Origin of the sequence: Sphingomonas sp. Leaf339 (assembly GCF_001426195.1) — a bacterium.
Taxonomy (GTDB): Bacteria; Pseudomonadota; Alphaproteobacteria; order Sphingomonadales; family Sphingomonadaceae; genus Sphingomonas.
In genome coordinates, this window is sequence record NZ_LMRS01000028.1 from 1 (window position 1) to 641 (window position 641).

2 protein-coding genes are annotated in these 641 nt (G+C 60.5%); both read left to right on the forward strand.

Going from position 1 to position 641, the window contains the following annotated elements:
- Positions 1-22 precede the first annotated feature (22 nt).
- A complete protein-coding gene (locus ASG67_RS19540; RefSeq protein WP_235535195.1) occupies positions 23-121 on the forward strand; it encodes a hypothetical protein in 99 nt (32 codons plus the stop codon).
- On the forward strand, positions 88-641 hold a 554-nt coding region (gene amoA / locus ASG67_RS12455), incomplete at its 3' end, for a bacterial ammonia monooxygenase, subunit AmoA (protein ID WP_235535194.1). The genes ASG67_RS19540 and amoA, both read left to right, overlap by 34 nt.

Genomic DNA, 641 nt, shown 5'->3' on the forward strand with positions numbered 1-641 from the left:
GGTTGACTGGAAGGATCGTCGTATGTGGCCGACGGTTGTGCCGATTCTCGGCGTGACCTTCTGCGGGTTGACTGGAAGGATCGTCGTATGTGGCCGACGGTTGTGCCGATTCTCGGCGTGACCTTCTGCGCCGCGGCGCAGGCGTTCTGGTGGGTGAACTTCCGTCTGCCGTTCGGCGCGGTGTTCGCGGCTCTTGGCCTGCTGATTGGCGAGTGGATCAACCGCTACGTCAACTTCTGGGGCTGGACCTACTTCCCGATCAGCCTTGTGTTCCCGTCCGCTCTGATCGTTCCGGCGATCTGGCTTGACGTGATCCTGCTTCTGTCGGGCTCCTATGTGATCACGGCGATTGTTGGTTCGCTGGGCTGGGGTCTGTTGTTCTACCCGAACAACTGGCCGGCGATTGCGGCGTTCCACCAGGCGACGGAGCAGCATGGTCAGCTGATGACGCTTGCGGATCTGATCGGCTTCCACTTCGTCCGCACGTCGATGCCGGAATATATCCGCATGGTCGAGCGCGGCACGCTGCGCACCTTCGGTAAGGACGTTGTGCCGGTCGCGGCGTTCTTCTCGGGCTTCGTCTCGATGATGGTGTATTTCCTGTGGTGGTTCATGGGCCGTTGGTATTCGACGACCAAGAT

What these genes read in the sequence shown, in the direction of transcription:
- ASG67_RS19540 (WP_235535195.1), top strand. Translation starts at nt 23, where the DNA reads ATGTGGCCGACGGTTGTGCCGATTCTCGGCGTGACCTTCTGCGGGTTG.